The organism is Verminephrobacter eiseniae EF01-2, from assembly GCF_000015565.1.
Classification (GTDB): domain Bacteria; phylum Pseudomonadota; class Gammaproteobacteria; order Burkholderiales; family Burkholderiaceae_C; genus Acidovorax; species Acidovorax eiseniae.
In genome coordinates this window covers 4,249,159-4,263,166 of record NC_008786.1, presented here as the reverse complement: position 1 = coordinate 4,263,166, position 14,008 = coordinate 4,249,159, and the positions used below count along the sequence as shown (strand labels likewise).

The window sequence follows — 14,008 nt, the reverse complement described above, 5'->3', positions numbered from 1 at the left end:
GCCGTCCGATGAGGGGCTGCAGCGCGCAATGGTCCGAGTCTGGTCTTTCAGTTGGGAATCACCACGAGCCTGAGTTGCGCGACGCATGCCAAGCGTCCCGGTCCTGCCGGCATGGTGACGGTCAACTTCTCGACTGCGGGTGTCGACTGTTACGTGTCGTTTGGTGGACGCAAAGGATCGGCGCACGAGCCGCCTTCGGATAGGTAGTAGCCGCGTCCGGTCTTCTGCCCGAACCAGCCCCGCTCGCAGATGCGGTCGGCGATTTGCACGTAGCGTTCCGCCGGGCCGCGCGTGGCGGCGCGGCGCTTGCGCGTGGCTCAGCCGATGTCGCCGCCGACCAGGTCCGTCACCTGGAACGGCCCCATCGGATACCCATGCTTGCTTTTTCTTTTTGGACGCCGATGCCACTACGGGCCTTCGGCGCTCTCACTGTTGTTCGATGTTCACCGTCTGAGCCAACCGCTTCCACCGGTCGATCTCTTCCTTCTGGTAGCGCGTCAGATCGGCCGGCGGCGTCATGAGCAGCGACGTGGACTGACGCGAGTAGTACTCCCGGACGTCGAGTGCGGCGCCCACTTGCTGGAATAGGGCGATCAGTTTTTCAACGATGGCAGCGGGCGTCTTTGCGGACACAGCTGCCGCTACCCAGTTGTAGGCCAGGAAATTGGGGATGCCCGCTTCCGATGCATTCGGAACATTCGGGATCAGTGGACTTCGATCCGGCGCGGTGAATGCCAAACCGCGAACCCGCCCGCCGACAATCAATTCGATAGCGCCACTAGCGTCCACCACCGCAAAGTCCACCTCGCCCGAGACAATTGCATTGATGGCTGCCCCTGCCCCCTTGAAGGGAATCTCGGTGGTCTTCATGCCCACCATCTCGTTGAGCCATTCCGAGTAGAGCCTGTAGGAAATGGAGCCGGACCCGTAGTTCAACGCGCCGGGCCGTTTGTGCGCATCGTCGATCAGGTCTTTCAGCGTCTGGTACCTGGAATTGGCCGGGACGATGACGACGCAGGCGCCGCGCGAGAGCAGGCTGATGGGCGCGAAGTCTTTCAGCGGGTCGTACGGCAGCTTCTTGAACAGGGCTGCATTGGTGGAGAGAGTCGAATTGCTGCCGATGAAAACCGTGTGCCCATCGGCCGGTGCACTCAACAGGCTCTGTACCGCGATGAAGCCGTTGCCGCCGGCCTTATTCTCTACAGCGACGCCCTGTCCAGTAATCTCGCCAATCTTCCGGGCGAACAGCCGAGCCGTCGTGTCGGTGCCGCTGCCCGGCGGAAACGGAACGACGAAGCGCAGCGGTTTGGACGGGAAGGCGTCAGATGCCAGTGCCAGGGCGGGTCAAGAGGCCTCAGCGGATGCCACGCAGAGTCCGGCTAACATGCGGCGGCGGTTAAGTGATGCGAAAGTCATGCTGTCTCCTTTTTTGATTTCATGGGTTGTGAACCGTTGCTGGGGCAGGGACTCAAGCGCCCGAGGTCAGCGCTTGAGTCCCAGGAGGTCCCGCGCGATCACCCACCGGTGCACTTCGCTCGGGCCTTCGTAGATGCGCATCAGCCGGGTTTCGTTGGCCATCTGCTGCAGGGGCAGCTCCTTGGTCATGCCCATCGCGCCCAGGGCCTGCATGGCCCGGTCGATGACTTCCCAGGCCATCTCGGTCGCGAAGACCTTGATCATGGAAACCTGCGTGCGCGCCTCGTCGCCGGCGTCGATGCGGGCCGCTGCGTCATAGGTCATGAGCCGACAGGCGTGAATGCGGGTGGCGGCGTCTGCGACCCACCACTGGATGGCCTGGCGCTCCGCCAGGGGTGCGCCGAAGGTCCGCCGCTGCGGCGCGTATTCGCAGATCATGTCGAGCGCCCGCTGCGCGCGGCCAATGCACCAGGCGGCCATCTGCACCCGTCGGCTGGACAGGCGCGCCTGCATCGGCGCGAAACCGGCGCCTTCCTGACCCAGGAGCTGGGTGCCGGGCACACGGCAGTCTTCCAGTACCACTTCGTAGGTGGAGACCCCTCCAATCATAGGAATGCGCCGCTCCACCTTGAAGCCGGGCGTGCCCTTGTCGACGATGAAGGCCGAGATGCCGCCGCGCGCGCCCAGTGCCTTGTCGGTGACGACCATCACGATGGTCCAGTCGGCCTTGTCGGCCTTGCTGATCCAGATCTTGCGGCCGTTGAGGGTCCAGTCGTCGCCCTCGCGCACCGCCCGTGTGCTCATCATCGACGGATCGCCGCCGGCACCGGGCTCCGAGATCGCGATCGCCGAGGCGGTCTCGCCCCGTGCATAAGGGGCCAGATACCGTTCCCGCTGGCTGGCGTTGGCGGTCTGCATCAGCATGCGCAGATTGGGGGAGTCGGGCGGCAAGTCGTAGGGCGTGATGGTTTTGCCCAGCTCTTCGTTCACGCCGACCATCGCGACCACCGGCAGGTCGTGGCCGTCCATCTCGGCGGGCGCGTCCAGTCCCCACAGGCCCAGTTCGCGCGACAGCGCGTCGAGCCGTTCCTGCTCCTCCGGCAGCAGTGCCAGCACGCCGGTCGATGCCTCCCGTGCCAGCGCTGACGATTCCAGTGGCATCAACTGCTCGCGCACAAAGCGGGCCACCAAGTCCTGGATCATCTGGTGTTCTTCTTCCAGTTTGAAATTCACGATACGTTCCTCAAGGGGTTTCAATCAACCGCGGTTGCCGTTGTTGCCACGACGCGCGTCATCTCTTCGCGCGTGAAGCCGGCTTCCAGCAAGACTTCGTGGGTGTGCTCGCCCAGGCTGGGCGCGTGCCGCCGCAAGGAGAGCGGCGTGGCTGAAAACCGCATCGGCGGACGGATCTCCCTGAGCGGGCCCTCCGTCGGGTGATGCGTTTCCTGGAACAGCCCGACCGCTTTCAGATGCGGGTGTTCCGGCAGGTCGCCGAGTGCATGGATGGGTGTCGCTGGAATGTCCAATTGCTCAAAGAGGTCCATCCATTCGGCTGTCGTGCGCTCAAGAATGAGTTCAGCCAGTCGCTGGTAGAGCTTGCGGATGTTGGCGTTTCGCTGAGATTTGTCTGCAACCCGGCAGTCATCGCCAATGTCGTCCCGGCCGACCGCATGAAAGAAGGCGCGCCAGTGGCGATCGGTGTAGGGGAGCGCGCAGATCCAGCCGTCCCGGGTCTGCAAGGGCCGTCGGCCGCCGTGCAACAAGCGCGCATAGCCCGCGCTTTCCGTGGAACCTTCGAACGTCATGCCACCCATGTGCTCGGCCAGCACGAAGCTGGCCATCGTCTCCAGCATCGGCACTTCCACGCACTGTCCCACGCCGCGGCGCTCGCGGTGCAGTAGAGCCGCCAGCACTGCGTTGGCCAGCACGAGCCCCGTAGTCTTGTCGGCGATCAGGCTGGGCACATACTCCGGCCGGTTGCCGCCGTTCGTGTTCAGGGATACCAAGCCGGAGCCCGCCTGGATGATGTCGTCGAAAGCGGGCTTGTCCTTGTACGGTCCGTCCTGCCCGAAACCGGTGGCCATGCAGTAGACCAAGCGCGGATTCAGTGCTGCCACGGCCTCATAGCCGAAGCCCAGCCGCTCGATGGCGGCCACGCGCATGTTGTGCACGAGCACGTCCGCCTGCGCGATCAGGTGCCTCAGCGCTGCGACGCCTTCCTCATTCTTGAGGTCGAGCACGACCGAGCGCTTGTTCCGGTTCAGCGCCAAGTAGATGGAGCTCATTCCGGCGTGCTGCGACACACCGTTGGCACGCATCATGTCGCCTTCTGGGCCTTCGATCTTGATCACGTCGGCGCCCAGGTCCGCGAGTACCTGGGTCGCCAGGGGCCCGAGAACGACCGAAGTCAGGTCCAGTACGCGAATGCCATCGAGCGGGCCACTGCTTGGGGCGCGCTGGCGCTGCCCGTCGGGCATAGTGGGTGAGGTTGTCATATGGGCTCTCGAATACTCTTGTCTGCTGTCAACGCCCATGGAACACGGGCAAGCGGCGCGCCGCCATCGCGGCCACGCCCTCGCGGAAATCCTCGGTGCGGAACTGCTCGCGCTGGATCGCCAACTCCTGCTGATTGGCCTCGGCCACCTGTTCGGCCAGTCCTTCGCGCAGGCTGCGGCGCGTGGAGGCCACCGCCAGCGGTGCCGAAGCTGCGATGTCCTGCGTCAGTGCCATGGCGCGCGGGAGCACCTGTACCTTGTCCACCAGCTCGTCGGCTAGGCCGATGGCCACGGCCTCCTCGCCGCCGATGCGGCGGCCGGTGTAGAACAGCATGGCGGCTTTCTGCGCACCGACCAGGCGGGGCAGCGTCAGGCTCAGTCCGAAGCCAGGATGAAAGCCCAGGCGGTTGAAATTTGCGCTGAAGCGGGCCTCCGGGCAGGTCACGCGAAAATCGGTCAACAGCGCCAGGCCCAGCCCCGCGCCAACTGCGGCCCCCTCGACCGCCGCCACCAGGGGCTTGCGGTTGCGGAACAGTCGCATCGCCTCCGCATAGAACGCGGTGGGATCCACCGCCTGTCCATACGGCATAGTCCTGACAGTGTTTCCAAATTGCGGCGCGTCACGCTTGGCACACGCGTGCCTGTCCAAAAAACTGCTGTCGGTTTGGCCTATCTGGCCGCGTTACCGCCGGAGGTGCTGCAATCCGTGCTCGCCAGGATCGGTGTCAGTGCGAGTTCCCGCGGAGCGCAGCGACGCAGGGAGTTGGAAAGCGCTGTGGCGCAAGGCAAGAAGCGGGGCTACAGCATCGCAGCGTTCATGCCGGGGAATGAGGCCGTGGGCCGCGCATTCATCGGGCCTGATCACCAACTCTACGCTATGAACATCAGCTTCGAAGCACGGGAAGGATCGAAGACCAAGGATTGCAAGCGCTTTGCTCAGGTGCTCAAAGACCTTATCGATGCCATTCAACAAGCGTGGGGGAACTGACTTCTGCCAACGCAGGCCGAATAACGTAACGGACGCACCTCATTCGCGAGACCGCGCACTGGGCGTGTGCCGGGGTTCCTGGAGGCGTGCGCACAGGTTATTCTTGAGCGACTCGATGGACAGCGCCGTGTTGCTGGTTTGCGGGTCCAGCATGGACTGCATGCGCAGGCCGCGCAGCGTCGCGATCAGCAGTTGCGCCTCGCTGGCCGGGTCGATGTCGGAGCGGATCTGGCCCGTCTGCTGTCCGATCTCGATCTGGCGCGTCAGCGCTCGGTGCCAGCGCGCACTGATGGCTGCGAAGGTGGCACGAATCTGCGGCACCGGCCCTAGCGACTCCTGCATCAACATGAAGAAGGCGAGTGATCGCTCGGCTGGCATGTCCATTCCCTCAAGATAGCAGTCGATCTCGCAGAACAGCGCGTCCATACCGCGCAAGCCTTGCAGGCGCACAAGCAGTCGCTCGCGGTAATCGGCGGTGATGTGTTTGATCAGTTCTTCCAGCAGCCGCTCCTTGCTGCCGAAGCGATGCTGGACCAGGCCGCGGCTATAGCCAGCTTCGACACCGATAGATTCGAGCGTGGTGTGGGTGTAGCCGACGCGGGCGATGAGCCGGATGGCTGCTTCTATCAAGCGGCGGTCCGATTCGGCGACGCGTTCGGCTTGAGTGCGGCGCACGCGGGGGCGACTCGGATCGGCAAGGGTTTCGGGGTTCTCGGATGGGCTGGACAAAGGCTGGCTCTGTGTTGACATGCTTGAATGCTAGGAACTTGCAATCTGACTCGCAAGTTGGACCCGGCGAATGTTAACCGCGGATGCCGGGGCCGGTGCTCAGGTCGCGCCCAGCATGCGACGCACGCTATCAAGCATCGTGCTGGTGATTTTCTCCATTGGAAACCGCTCTGGATCCAGCAGGTATTGCATGGCGGTGCCGCGTAGCATCCCCACGATGACGATCGCGGTGGTCTCCGCGTCGATATCGGCGCTGATTTTGCCTTTTTCGATGGCCATGCGCAACTGGGTGGCGTAAGTGTTGATCGTCAACTGCGTGAACTCACGCATGTATACCTGCAGGTTGCCATCGAAGATCATGGCTTCATTGAGCATGGCATAGATCGCCCGGCCATGTGAACTAGGGGTGCGCATGTACTGAGCGATGCTGCCGAGTAGCCGGGGCAGGCCGGGTTCCGCGGATGGTCTCTGGTCGCGGACTTCCTGGATGCGCTGGCGCACATAGTGCGCCAGCGCGCCGAGGAATTGTTCTTTGTTGTCGTAGTGATACGCCACCAAGCTTCGGCTGTAGCCAGCGATAGCGCCAACCTCGTTGAGCGTCATGCCTGCCACGCCCTTCTGGGCGATCACCTTGAGCCCGCTCTCGAGCAGGCGCTGCTCGGCGTCTTGGCGACGGTCTGCTTGTGTTCTGCGGGAGGACTGGGTGTTTCGCTTCGAGGGCGTTTGGGCGGACATGGCGCTGGAGAATCGTTTCTGGGCAGAGAATACTAGTCCACTGCACCATTGAAACAACACCCCGCTTGTGGTTAAATGCAACGCATGGGAAAAATGAATCTGACCGACGCCGAGCGAGACAAATTGTTGACCGCCACGCGTAGCCGCACGGCGCGCGTGGCGGACGTGCGCAGGGCCAAGCTGATCCTCATGCTCGAAGAGGGTCAGTCGCGCGACACCATCATGCAAAGGCTCGAATGCGACTCGCGTTTCATCTCCCGCTGGTCCAGCCGCTTTCTCAGCGAGCGCCTGGCGGGCATGTACGCCCGGCACCCGGGACGCGCGCCCAAGCAGCCACCGGCAAAACTGGAAGCGCGGGTGCTCAACTACACGCTCAGGCGCAAGCCGAGCGATGGCTCCACGCACTGGAGCAGCTACAAGTTGTCGGCTGAACTTGGCGACGTATCCGTTTCTGCTGTTCAGCGCATCTGGCGCAAGCACAACGTGCGACCGCAAAGGCTGGATCGACACATGGTGTCCAACGACCCGGACTTCGAGACCAAGGCGGCCGATGTGATCGGGCTGTACCTCAATCCACCGGCGCACGCCGTGGTGTTCTGCGTCGATGAGAAGACCGCCATCCAGGCACTCGATCGCAAGGACCGGATGCTGCCGCTGTCGCCAGGGCGTGCCGAGAGCCACGGATTCGAGTACAAGAGAAACGGCACGCTGAGCTTGTTCGCGGCGCTGAACACCGCCACCGGCCAGGTGCTGGGCAAGACCGCGGCGCGCCACACCAGCGAGCAATTCGTCGCCTTCCTTACCGACATCGTCGCCAGCCAGTGCGAGCGGCAGGAGATCCATGTCATCTGCGACAACGTCAGCAGCCACAAGACCCAGCGCGTGCGGGACTTCCTTGTACAGCACGGCAACGTGCGCATGCACTTCACACCCACGTACTCGTCGTGGCTGAACCAAGTGGAGAACTGGTTCTCGCGCATTCAGCGTGATGTCATAACCCGCGGCGTATTTACCTCGGTGAAGGACTTGGGGCGAAAGCTGATGCGCTACATCCGCGAACACAACAAGAATCCCAAGCCCATCAAGTGGAAGTACGACGATCCATCACGGCGCATTCGGCAGGTGCTTGTTCAATGATGCAGTGGACTAGAGGCTCTGCAGCACGTGGGCGAAGCACACCGCGCCGAGTCCGACCATGTGTGCCGGGCCGATCTGCGCATCGGGGTGCTGTCGCACGCCAGCTTCGCCGCGCAACTGCCGGGTGATCTCCACGATCTGCCCAATGCCCGTGGGGCCAATCGGGTGTCCCATGCCGATCAGGCCCCCTGAAGGACTCACGGCACAGCGTCCGCCGATGTCGAAGGCACCTTCTTTTAGAAGGCCTGCCGCCTGGCCGTGACCGCATACGCCGATGGCTTCCAGGTACTCGAGTTCCTCGACCGTGAAGGCGTCGTGAAGTTCGATTACATCCAGGCCACCAGCGGAGACACCCGCCTGTGCCAGTGCCGCCTCGACGGTTTCCTTGGTCAGCATTTCGTCGTAGCGCGTGGGGTCGGTGTAGACGCGCTGGCTGCGGGCCGCCGAAGCCGTGATGCGCACGGCGCGCTCCAATCCCAGGCCGGCACGGCGCAGACCCTCTTCGGAGGCAACCACCACGGCGGCTGCGCCTTCGCCCACGGGGGTGCATTGCAGGGTCGTGAACTGGCCGGAGACTTTCTTGCCGCCCAGGATTTCATCCAGCGTCTTGGCCTGCCGGCGTTGGGCGAACGGGTTCAGGCTGGCATTGCGCAGGTTCTTGCCGGCGACGCGCGCGATGTCTTCGAACGAACAGCCGGTTCGCTGCGCGTACGCATCGGCCAGCAGCGCGAAATGCGTGAATGGGACGATGGCGTCGTCGGCCAAGTTAGGAATGCCGGTCAGCATTTCCGCTCGCGACCCCAGCGCGGTCGGCTTGTCGACGCCGATGACGAAGGAGATGTCGCTCATCGCGCAAGCGACTTCCATGCAGGCCTGGCGGAAAGCGGCGGATCCGGAGGCCGATGCGTTTTCGACATGGGTGATAGGCAGCCCGGTGGCCCCCAGGTGCCGCAGCATCGGGCGGCCGACGGCCATGGGCAGCAAGGCCTTGGCCACGTAGGCCGAATCCACGAACTCCCACGGCACGCGTGCGTCGGTCAGGGCGTCGCGGGCTGCAGAGAGGCCGAGTTGTACATAAGGCGTCTCGCTCAGCGGCTGGTAGGGGTGCAATCCCACGCCCACCACGTAGACGGGGCGTAGGGAACCAAGGGTGACAGGCATGACTTACTCCTGAAGTGGGGCAGGTTGCGCGAGTGAGAAGCGCAAGTCGTGCACGCGGGAGCCTTCCTCGGATGCCACCGGCGATAGAACGGCGACCATGGGGCTGCCAATCGGAGGCAAGGTATCGGGCGGAGCGTCCAGCAGCATGCGCACCACGGGGCCGTCATCCAGGCGCACCGTACCGATGACAAAGGGGGCAGGGCGCTCCGGCTTGGCGTGCAGGTGCACCGTCACGCGTGCCATCAGCGTGCCACTGCCGACGAGCTGGCAGGGGCGCAACGCGCTGCCGGTCGTGCCGCATTGTTCGCAACCGAGGTTCTGCGGTGGAAAAAACACATAGCCGCAGGCGTCGCAGCGCATGCCTCGCAGCGAAGGGGGGGCGTGGCGCTGATTCCTCTTGGTACAGCGCGGGCTTGAGCAGGGAGCGTGTCATGTTCATGGGTGTGGAGGACGAGGCTGGGCGAATCCTATGAACCCATCCGATTGAGCGCACTAGGGAAATACATAACTAGCTTGTTGTTCAGCAAGTATCTTACATTCGGCCCCATTGTCTTTCCAGAAGGAAGAAAAGGTGACCGACGAGATCCGACCGGGCAGCATCGAATACTGGGCTGTCCAAACACCTGATGCGCAGGCCTGCATCGAGGGCGAGCGCAGCCTGACCTGGCGGGAACTGAACGCGCGGGCCAACCGCGTCGCGCAGGCCTTGCACCTGCGCGGCGTGGAGCATGGCCACATCGTGGCGCTCAGCATGGAAGTGCGCATGGAATGGCTGGTGCTATCCGGCGCGCTCGCCAAGCTGGGCTGTTCGATGCTGGGGGTGAACTGGCGTCTGACCGACGAAGAAGCCCGCTACGTGCTGTCCGACAGCGGTGCGCAGGTGTTCATCACCGACGCGCAGGATCTGGCCGTCGTCTCGCGCACAGTCCAGGCTGCGCTGGTGCCGCTGGTGGTGACCATTGAAACGCCGGGCGAAAGCTTCGTGCCCTGGTCGGAACTGCTGGAGGCGCCTGAAGTGGCGCGCCAATCACTGGCGGAGGCCAGCCTGCTGATCTATACCTCGGGCACTACGGGCTTGCCAAAAGGGGTGGCTGTGGGCAGGCCGTCGACGGATTTGGTCACGCTGCGCGAATACTTTGAAAGTGTCGATGCATCAGGTGCCGTCGAAGGGGTGCGGGTGCAACTGGTCAACATGCCCATGCACCACGCTTCCGGTCCCAGCCAGATGTGGAGCGCCATCCGCAAGGGCCGCACATTGGTGCTGCAGCGCCGGTTCGATGCCGAGGGCGTGCTGGCGCTGATCCAGAAGCACCACGTGCACCTCTGGTCGGGTGTTCCAACCATGTTCAAACGCTTGGCGGGGCTGGCGCCTGAAGTGCTGGCGCGGTACGACGTGTCCTCCATCCGCCGCATCGGTGTGGGGGCGGCGCCGGTTCCTTATGCACTCAAGCTGTGGATGCTGTCCTACTTCGGCCGCGACACCTTGCAGGAGAACTACGGCTCTACCGAAACCGGCATGGTCTGCGCGCTGTTGCCCGCCATGCAGGAGCGCAAGCCAGGTTCAAGCGGCCTGCCGTTTCGCCATGTGTCGGTCGAGGTACGCGATGCCCTTGGCCACCTGTTGCCGACGGGCCAGATTGGCGAGTTGTGGGTCAAGACGCCGATCACGATCAAGCAGTACCTCAATGAACCGGCACTCGGTGAGGATGTGCTGGATGCGCGCGGGTTTTTCCGCACCGGCGATGTCGGCTATTTGGACGAAGACGGCTATCTGTTCATCACCGACCGCGTCAAGGACATGGTCATCACCGGCGGAGTGAACGTCTATCCGGCCGAGATCGAGTCGGTCCTGATGCGGCATGCCGCGGTCGAAGATGTCGCCGTTATCGGTATCCCCGACGAGGACTTCGGCGAGCAGGTGCTGGCGTTCTGCCAGCTCAAGGCCGGACGTGCGGCGAACGAGGCCGATTTGCTGGCGCATTGCGAGCGCTACCTGGCGTCCTACAAGCAGCCACGCCGCATCGAGTTCGTGGAAGACCTGCCCCGTAATGGCATGGGCAAGGTCCTCAAGCGAGAACTGAGAAACCCCTACTGGATTGGAAAGGAACGACGGGTATGAACGACATTCTGGATGTGACGGGGCGCGTGGCGCTGGTGACGGGAGCCGGTCAGGGAGTCGGCCAGCAGGTGGCTGAACATCTGGCAGCCCATGGCGCGACCGTGATCGTCAACGATTACTTCCTGGAGCGCGCGCAGGCGGTCGCCAAAGCCATTGGCAACGCTGGAGGCAAGGCTTATGCCGTGCAGGCCGACGTCACGGACAACGTCAGCGTCAAGGCCATGATCGCGCAGGTGCGCGATCTGGCCGGCCCGGTCGACGTGCTGGTGAACAATGCAGGCAATCTGGGCGCCCATCCGTCACCTGACGGCCGCAAGCCATTCTGGGAATTCGGGCCGGAGGTCTGGAGCGGTGCCGTGGATGTGAACCTGTACGGCGTCATCAACTGCACGGGCGCTGTGATCCCGGACATGATCGAGCGCAAGAGCGGCCGCCTGATCACCATCATTTCCGACGCGGGCCGTGTCGGTGAATCCGGCCTGGAGGTGTACTCCGCGGCCAAGGCCGGGGCAGCCGGTTTCATGCGTGCGGTGGCTCGCACCATGGGCCGTCACCAGGTCACGGCCAACTGCGTGGCGATCGCTGCCACGCTGACGACGCCAATCGAGGCGCGCTTGAATGCCGATCCCGAGCGGCTGAAGAAGATGATGTCGCACTACGTCATCCGCCGCCCTGGCAAGCCCACCGACGTAGCCAACATGGTGCTGTTCCTGGCTTCCGGCGCCAGCGACTGGATCACCGGCCAGACCTATCCGGTCAATGGCGGCTTCTCGTTCTCGATGTGAGCGAGCCATGAGCGAAGCGCAGAGCATCACGACGCAGCGCGAAGGCGGCATCCTGATCATCACGATCAACCGCCCTGAGGCGCGGAACGCGTTCGATCTGGCCACCTCGCGTCAGATGCAGGCCGTCATGGACATGCTGGATGCGGACGACAGCCTGTTCGTCGGCATCATCACTGGCGCGGGCGGCACCTTCTGCGCTGGCGCCGACCTGAAGGCGGTGGCGCGCGGCGAGCGTCCGGCCACGCCGGAGCGTGGCGGTTTCGGCATGTTCAGCAAGCCGTCCACCAAGCCGTTGATCGCGGCCGTGGAAGGATATGCCGTCGGCGGCGGGCTCGAGTTGTGCCTGAGCTGCGACCTCATCGTCGCGGCATCCAGTGCCAAGCTGGGTCTGCCCGAGGTGCGCAATGGCGTCGTCGCCATCGGCGGCGGCCTGTTCCGCTTGCCGCGGCGCATGCCGCACCACCTAGCGATGGAATTGGCGTTGACCGGGGACATCCGCGAGGCGGCTTATTTCCATCAGCAGGGGGTAGTCAACCAGCTGTCCTCTCCGGGGTGCGCACTGCAGGACGCCTTGGCGCTGGCGCAACGCCTGGTGCAGAACTCGCCGCTGGCCCTGGCGGCCAGCAAGGCCGTGGTGCAGGCAGCGAGCGAGCAAACCGAGGCGGCACTGTGGGACGGCCAGATGGCGCTGGTCGCCAAGGCCTTCCAGTCGGAGGATCGCCAGGAAGGCCTGCGGGCCTTTGCTGAAAAACGCAAGCCGGTCTGGAGCGGCCGGTAGCGCTCTCGGTCGCCGTTGCAGTAAACCCTGCGCCTAGACCCAGATATAGAGGCGTCATTCGCGCATCGAACCATTACATATTTATAGGAGACAAGATGTTTGACTTGCAATCACCGATCCGGTGCTGGAGCCTGACCCTGCGCGGCGCGGTCGCCACGGCAGTCCTGGCCGGTCTGGCGGCCACTACCTTGGCCCGGGCACAGACGGAAACGCCCAAACGCGGCGGTACCTTGAACATCGGCGTTGAGGCCGATCCGGCGTCGCTTGACCCCTTGCGGCTGGGCTCCTATGTCGAGCGTCAGTATGCGATGGCGGTTTTCGACACGCTGCTAGACATTGACGCCAGCGGCAAGCTGGTGCCCAGCTTGGCTACGGCCTACGAGATTTCGCCGGATGGGAGGGCCTACACCTTGAAACTGCGCCAGGGTGTGACTTTCCACGATGGCACGCCCTTCGATGCGGATGCCGTGGTCTACAACCTGGACCGTGTGCGTGATCCGGTCAACAACTGCCGATGCCTGGCCAACATCAGCAGTGTCGAATCGGTCAAAGCCGTTGATACGCATACGGTCGTGGTCCGGCTGCAAGCGCCAAGTGTTGCTTTCGCGGCATTGCTGGCGGATACGGCTGCCATGATGGCCTCGCCGAAAGCCCTCAAGGCCGATCCGGTGGGGTTCGGCAATGTCCCGGTTGGCACCGGGGCATTCAAGCTGGTTGAATGGGTCAAGGGCTCACGCTTTGTGGGTGAGCGCAATCCCAACTACTGGCGGCAGGGACAGCCCTATGCGGATCGGCTGATCTACCGTGGGCTGCAAAGCAACGAGACGCGCGAATCCACGTTCCAGTCCGGAGCACTCGACATCCTGACCCAGGCTTCGCCCAAGTTCGTCGCTGCAGCTAAAAAGGACAGGCGATTCAAGGTCCTGGAGCCTGATGGTTTCGGCTCGATATTCATCGCCTTGCGGACGAAGCATCCGGCGCTGGCGGATATGCGCGTGCGCAAGGCGATCGCTCACGCAACGCAACGCGAGTTGCTCGTGAAGGCTGTGTACCAGGGTATGTACAAGGTCGCTACCACACCCTTTGGTGAGGGGCTGCCAGGCCTGTCGCCAGTCACGGACTACCCAGCCTATGACCTGGACAAGGCGAAGGCACTGCTGGCCGAATACGGGCAAGCGGTGGAACTGCGCCTGATGATGGACAACACCCCTATAGCGTTGCAGGCCGCGCAAGCGCTGCAGCAGATGTGGCAGCGTGCGGGCATCAAGGTGACCCTTACGCCAGTCGATCAGGCGCGGCTGGTGCAAAACATGCTCACCCACGAATTCGATACGACGCTGTTTCGCTGGTCTGGCCGTCCCGACCCCGATCTGAACGCCTACACCTTCTTCCATTCCAGCAATGCTGAGAAGAAGATCTCGTCCAACTATATCCAATACGCGAATCCCGAAATGGACCGTTTGCTCGACGCGGGCCGCATGGAGATGGATCCGAGCAAACGCAATCAAATCTATAACCAGATTTCACAACTGCTGGCCAAGGATTTGCCATACGTGTTCCTGGCCTACATCACCGCTCCCATCGTCACGACGCAGGCCGTGCGTGGGGTAGAACTGGTACCAGACTCACTGATTCGCGTAGGCGCGGTCTGGAAAGAGTAAGCCG

The 14,008-nt window shown here is 63.4% G+C and carries 13 protein-coding genes and 2 pseudogenes; 6 read left to right on the top strand and 9 right to left on the bottom strand.

What is annotated here, in order from left to right:
• Positions 1–185 precede the first annotated feature (185 nt).
• The 5 genes and pseudogenes from VEIS_RS30760 to VEIS_RS18680 form a co-directional block, all read right to left on the bottom strand.
• A pseudogene (locus VEIS_RS30760) lies at positions 186–374 on the bottom strand (3-hydroxyacyl-CoA dehydrogenase family protein); the annotation flags it as partial.
• 52 nt (positions 375–426) lie between these two features.
• Positions 427–1,248 (bottom strand): Bug family tripartite tricarboxylate transporter substrate binding protein, encoded by an 822-nt coding sequence (locus tag VEIS_RS18695; RefSeq protein WP_265259907.1) that lies wholly within the window; start codon positions 1,246–1,248, stop codon positions 427–429.
• Between the two features lie 234 nt (positions 1,249–1,482).
• A complete protein-coding gene (locus VEIS_RS18690) occupies positions 1,483–2,649 on the bottom strand; it encodes an acyl-CoA dehydrogenase family protein (protein ID WP_011811560.1) in 1,167 nt (388 codons plus the stop codon).
• A gap of 20 nt (positions 2,650–2,669) precedes the next feature.
• On the bottom strand, positions 2,670–3,911 hold the full coding sequence (locus VEIS_RS18685; protein ID WP_232287747.1) for a CaiB/BaiF CoA transferase family protein: 1,242 nt from the start codon (positions 3,909–3,911) through the stop codon (positions 2,670–2,672).
• A gap of 28 nt (positions 3,912–3,939) precedes the next feature.
• Positions 3,940–4,485 (bottom strand): annotated as a pseudogene (locus VEIS_RS18680) (enoyl-CoA hydratase/isomerase family protein); the annotation flags it as partial.
• 36 nt (positions 4,486–4,521) lie between these two features.
• Between VEIS_RS18680 and VEIS_RS29915 the strand changes: the two are divergent.
• On the top strand, positions 4,522–4,899 hold the full coding sequence (locus VEIS_RS29915) for an IclR family transcriptional regulator domain-containing protein (protein WP_011811557.1): 378 nt from the start codon (positions 4,522–4,524) through the stop codon (positions 4,897–4,899).
• A gap of 39 nt (positions 4,900–4,938) precedes the next feature.
• Here VEIS_RS29915 and VEIS_RS18670 read toward each other — a convergent pair whose 3' ends face one another.
• Positions 4,939–5,628, bottom strand: coding sequence for a TetR/AcrR family transcriptional regulator (locus VEIS_RS18670; protein ID WP_232287746.1), 690 nt, complete (start codon positions 5,626–5,628; stop codon positions 4,939–4,941).
• A gap of 99 nt (positions 5,629–5,727) precedes the next feature.
• A complete protein-coding gene (locus VEIS_RS24960; protein ID WP_011811555.1) occupies positions 5,728–6,363 on the bottom strand; it encodes a TetR/AcrR family transcriptional regulator in 636 nt (211 codons plus the stop codon).
• A gap of 75 nt (positions 6,364–6,438) precedes the next feature.
• Between VEIS_RS24960 and VEIS_RS18660 the strand changes: the two genes are divergently transcribed.
• Positions 6,439–7,500 (top strand): IS630 family transposase, encoded by a 1,062-nt coding sequence (locus VEIS_RS18660; protein ID WP_011811554.1) that lies wholly within the window; start codon positions 6,439–6,441, stop codon positions 7,498–7,500.
• A gap of 9 nt (positions 7,501–7,509) precedes the next feature.
• On the opposite strand, the gene VEIS_RS18655 is transcribed toward VEIS_RS18660, so the two are convergent.
• Together VEIS_RS18655 and VEIS_RS18650 are read right to left on the bottom strand one after the other, a co-directional pair.
• Complete coding sequence (locus tag VEIS_RS18655; protein WP_011811553.1) at positions 7,510–8,661, bottom strand: thiolase family protein; 1,152 nt, start codon at positions 8,659–8,661, stop codon at positions 7,510–7,512.
• Between the two features lie 3 nt (positions 8,662–8,664).
• Entirely contained in the window at positions 8,665–9,030 is a 366-nt protein-coding gene (locus VEIS_RS18650; RefSeq protein ID WP_332253987.1) for a Zn-ribbon domain-containing OB-fold protein, read from the bottom strand.
• 202 nt (positions 9,031–9,232) lie between these two features.
• Here VEIS_RS18650 and VEIS_RS18645 point away from each other — a divergent pair, with 202 nt between their 5' ends.
• The 4 genes from VEIS_RS18645 to VEIS_RS18630 all read left to right on the top strand — a co-directional run bounded on the left by VEIS_RS18645 (position 9,233) and on the right by VEIS_RS18630 (position 14,004).
• Entirely contained in the window at positions 9,233–10,780 is a 1,548-nt protein-coding gene (locus VEIS_RS18645) for a class I adenylate-forming enzyme family protein (protein ID WP_232287745.1), read from the top strand.
• Between the two features lie 26 nt (positions 10,781–10,806).
• Positions 10,807–11,565, top strand: coding sequence for an SDR family NAD(P)-dependent oxidoreductase (locus tag VEIS_RS18640; protein WP_232287744.1), 759 nt, complete (start codon positions 10,807–10,809; stop codon positions 11,563–11,565).
• A gap of 7 nt (positions 11,566–11,572) precedes the next feature.
• Positions 11,573–12,343, top strand: a complete 771-nt coding sequence (locus VEIS_RS18635) for a crotonase/enoyl-CoA hydratase family protein (RefSeq protein WP_011811549.1) — start codon at positions 11,573–11,575, stop codon at positions 12,341–12,343.
• Positions 12,344–12,438: 95 nt separating this feature from the next.
• On the top strand, positions 12,439–14,004 hold the full coding sequence (locus tag VEIS_RS18630; protein ID WP_011811548.1) for an ABC transporter substrate-binding protein: 1,566 nt from the start codon (positions 12,439–12,441) through the stop codon (positions 14,002–14,004).
• Positions 14,005–14,008: the final 4 nt, after the last annotated feature.

Excerpts from the sequence above, each read along its gene's own strand:
- VEIS_RS18685 (WP_232287747.1), bottom strand. The coding sequence starts at position 3,911 with ATGACAACCTCACCCACTATGCCCGACGGGCAGCGCCAGCGCGCCCCA.
- VEIS_RS24960 (WP_011811555.1), bottom strand. The coding sequence starts at position 6,363 with ATGTCCGCCCAAACGCCCTCGAAGCGAAACACCCAGTCCTCCCGCAGA.
- VEIS_RS18660 (WP_011811554.1), top strand. The coding sequence starts at position 6,439 with ATGCAACGCATGGGAAAAATGAATCTGACCGACGCCGAGCGAGACAAA.
- VEIS_RS18655 (WP_011811553.1), bottom strand. The coding sequence starts at position 8,661 with ATGCCTGTCACCCTTGGTTCCCTACGCCCCGTCTACGTGGTGGGCGTG.
- VEIS_RS18635 (WP_011811549.1), top strand. The coding sequence starts at position 11,573 with ATGAGCGAAGCGCAGAGCATCACGACGCAGCGCGAAGGCGGCATCCTG.
- VEIS_RS18630 (WP_011811548.1), top strand. The coding sequence starts at position 12,439 with ATGTTTGACTTGCAATCACCGATCCGGTGCTGGAGCCTGACCCTGCGC.